Origin of the sequence: Arsenophonus nasoniae DSM 15247 (assembly GCF_000429565.1) — a bacterium.
GTDB lineage: Bacteria > Pseudomonadota > Gammaproteobacteria > Enterobacterales > Enterobacteriaceae > Arsenophonus > Arsenophonus nasoniae.
On sequence record NZ_AUCC01000153.1, the window covers coordinates 1,186 to 4,384 of the forward strand.

At 39.7% G+C, this 3,199-nt stretch carries 3 protein-coding genes and 2 pseudogenes; 4 read left to right on the forward strand and 1 reads right to left on the reverse strand.

Annotated features, from left to right (window positions below):
• The 4 genes and pseudogenes from G468_RS0116510 to G468_RS0116525 form a co-directional block, all read left to right on the forward strand.
• Positions 1-444 (forward strand): annotated as a pseudogene (locus G468_RS0116510) (replication endonuclease); the annotation flags it as partial.
• 93 nt (positions 445-537) lie between these two features.
• The gene (locus G468_RS0116515) at positions 538-1,158 is read left to right on the forward strand and encodes a LysE family translocator (protein ID WP_051297171.1); all 621 of its coding nucleotides are present in this window, start codon (positions 538-540) and stop codon (positions 1,156-1,158) included.
• A gap of 353 nt (positions 1,159-1,511) precedes the next feature.
• A complete protein-coding gene (locus tag G468_RS0116520; protein ID WP_026823978.1) occupies positions 1,512-1,844 on the forward strand; it encodes a hypothetical protein in 333 nt (110 codons plus the stop codon).
• Between the two features lie 81 nt (positions 1,845-1,925).
• Entirely contained in the window at positions 1,926-2,852 is a 927-nt protein-coding gene (locus G468_RS0116525; protein WP_026823979.1) for an Rpn family recombination-promoting nuclease/putative transposase, read from the forward strand.
• Here the strand turns inward: G468_RS0116525 and G468_RS24275 are convergent.
• Positions 2,849-3,199, reverse strand: a pseudogene (locus G468_RS24275) (phage portal protein); the annotation flags it as partial. The gene G468_RS0116525 and the pseudogene G468_RS24275 overlap by 4 nt on opposite strands.

Genomic DNA, 3,199 nt, shown 5'->3' on the forward strand with positions numbered 1-3,199 from the left:
ATGGCGGAAAAAGTGAGGAAGGCGGCTGATGAAGGCGACTTTGCCACCTATATTGACGCACAAGGCGGTCCTTGCACCCCCCGAAAAGAACAAACGCTGCGCATTGCCTACAAAACGGCAGACGAACCAAATGCCTATGACGAAGCAGTACAAAAAATAGCGGGGATCTATGCGCAACTTCACCCGGATACGCCCCTCATGAAAACGCGGTTAAAAAAATACCGGCTGGTGAAAAAAGAACCCGCGCATCAGGCAGTTGATTTTTTAAAAAGCGCCATCGGCGCGCCTCGGAGTTCTGGCAATAACTGTAGAAAAGGAGGTTTAACTCCCTCTTTGGATGTACACTATTTTATGCCTGATTGCGCCTCCCGTGAGTTTTTTTTACTTAGGGAGTACGGTTTTTCAAGTTACACTCCTGAGTTGGAAAACCCATTACCTGGATAAAATTTGAATAATCAGAAGTTAGTTGCGTGAAAAAAGAACCCGACGAGCATCAGGCGGTTGATTTGTTAAACTAATAAAAAGAAAGAGGCTATTTTGACATATTTATTATGGGCTGCATTTTTATCCATCGCATTTTTTACTGCAATTTCACCAGGGCCAGGAACAATACTGACTATGAGTCATGGGATGACTTATGGCTATAAAAAAACGCTTCCTACAATCTTGGGTCAAGAAACCGCTGTCGGGTTAATTGTTATTATAGTGGGATTTGGTACACAAATGTTTATATCATTTCCTCAAATATTTTTTATTATAAAAATAATAGGGGCAATATGGTTAATATTTATGGGAATAAGAATTATCTTTTCTGTCTTAAAAAAGAGTTATGAAAATATTACATCAGTGAACAACACTACATGGTATAACCGTTTAATCACCGGTTTTTTAACAGACATAACAAATGTGAAGACATGGGCTTTTATGATTAGTTTGATGCCTCAATTTATCGAACCATCAAGCGTTTTATGGAAACAAATAGTAATAATGGCTATTACCATGATGACTGTAGATACAATAATGATGAATATTTACGCTTTTTCTGCTAGTTATATGAAAAAACTCATCAATAACAGAAAGATCATGTTACTCCAAAATATTATATTTGGAAGCATACTCATTATAATGGGAAGTGGAGTACTATTTTTCATCCACTAATTTAGTTTTTTTGCACTGTAAATCCGTTGCCTTCTAAAGGGAGCAGGAGCCAGTAAATAAAACGAGGGTTTTATTTACTGGGCCGTTTTGGCGTATCAAAATAGTCACTTATTTTTCATTGAAAAATAAGTGCATGGATTTGCACAAAAGTGCATGGATTTGCATAAGTTTTTGCTCACCTGAAATCACCGCAAAGGCCAGTACTGGCCTACTCTGAGTGGCGTTGTGCAGCTGCACAAAAAACGACATGTTTCGCGGGCAGGCGCGGCGGGGCTACCACTGCGATTTTTCATGTTTTTTGATAAACTCTCATCAAAATTTGCAAAATCATCTATTGAAAGTAAGGAATGAATATGAAAAGGGTATTAACAGCTATGGTATTATCAACGCTCATATCTGGGTGCGCCAGCCAATGGGTAAGGAACAGCCTTAATGCTGAAGATTTTTCCGTTGCTGAAATTTTTTGCAGGGAACAATCGGAGAATAAATTTCCTGTAAAAAATGAAGTAGCGCAAAGAACTAATGTTAAGCGGCATGAGACTTGGCAGAAAAATGAAAAATATCAAACGGTATTGATACCTGAAATAGACAGTTATATTATTGATGTTAATAAAGATAGTCGCCGTCAGTTTTTTTATGATTGTATGAGTCAAAAAGGTTGGGAATCAGAGATTAAATGGCTATGATTTTTTGATTTACGTAAGATTATTGTCGATACAAATAATCCCTTAATTTTCTATTTGCTTTAAGCGGTGAGACCATAAGAAATGGTTAAAAAGTTCACTCCCACTCCACACGATGCCGTATTCAAGCAATTTCTAAGTGAGAAAGAGACGGCGAAAGATTTCTTTGATATCTGGCTACCGGATGAGATTAAGGCGCTGTGTGACCTGGATAGTCTCAGAGTCGAATCTAGCTCATTTATCGATAGTGAGATGAAAAATTACCAGAGTGATATTCTCTATTCGGTCAATACCCAGGAGGGACAAGGTTATCTCTATCTTTTGATAGAGCACCAATCGACACCCGATAAACTGATGGCATGGCGACTCATGCGCTATAGCATGGCGGCAATGCAAAAACATTTGGAGGCTGGATACAAAGAATTACCGCTGGTTTTTCCTATTCTGTTTTATTGTGGTGAGAAAAGCCCGCATCCCTACAGTACTGACTGGCTCGATTGTTTTAGTGGGCGGGATATTGCAGAAAAAATCTATACCAAACCGTTTAAGCTGGTTGATGTCACCACGCTTGATGATGGTGAGATTATGCAGCATAGGCGAATGGCGCTATTAGAACTCATCCAGAAGCACATTCGCAGACGGGATATGACCGAGCTACTGGATAGTATTGTTAAACTTTTGTCGTATAATTATTATACCGACAATCAAGTTATCACGATGTTTAACTATCTTCTTCAGGAAGGGAACGCAGAAAAACCGATGCAACTTATCACCAAGATAGCGAAACAGTCAGAGAAACACGAGGGGGCATTGATGAATATCGCGCAGGGTATACGGCAAGAAGGTCTACAACAAGGTCTACAACAAGGTCTACAACAAGGTCTACAGAAAGCACTTGAAGAAAAACACGAAATCGCCCGTCAACTGCTAAAAAATGGGGTCGATAAAAAGATTATTCAGCAATCAACGGGACTTTCTGAGGCACAGTTAAACACCTTGTGCAAGGATTAGATTTTATTTTTTATCCGATTCAAGGCGTACAGGGTAAACTGAATCACTTCTTCGCCTAGCCACTCATTAAGCTGCTGCATTTTGTGTTGTAACGGATGTAATTCGTTGCAGATAAACACATTCGCCGCTTTTTGTACGTCGCCAAATCCCCCCACATTTTGCGGCATAATGCCCATTAATTGTGGGGGAACGCGATGAGCCGCTAACATATCGTCCCGACTGACGTTTTTGATATTTAAAAATTCATCTTTCGCGGCGGCTTCCGATAAAGGAATGGTTTGTATGCCATCCTTTTTGCCATTGGGGGCATATAAAAACAGATTGCGAAAGTTCCCCAGCCCTTTACT

Excerpts from the sequence above, each read along its gene's own strand:
- G468_RS0116520 (WP_026823978.1), top strand. The coding sequence starts at position 1,512 with ATGAAAAGGGTATTAACAGCTATGGTATTATCAACGCTCATATCTGGG.
- G468_RS0116525 (WP_026823979.1), top strand. The coding sequence starts at position 1,926 with ATGGTTAAAAAGTTCACTCCCACTCCACACGATGCCGTATTCAAGCAA.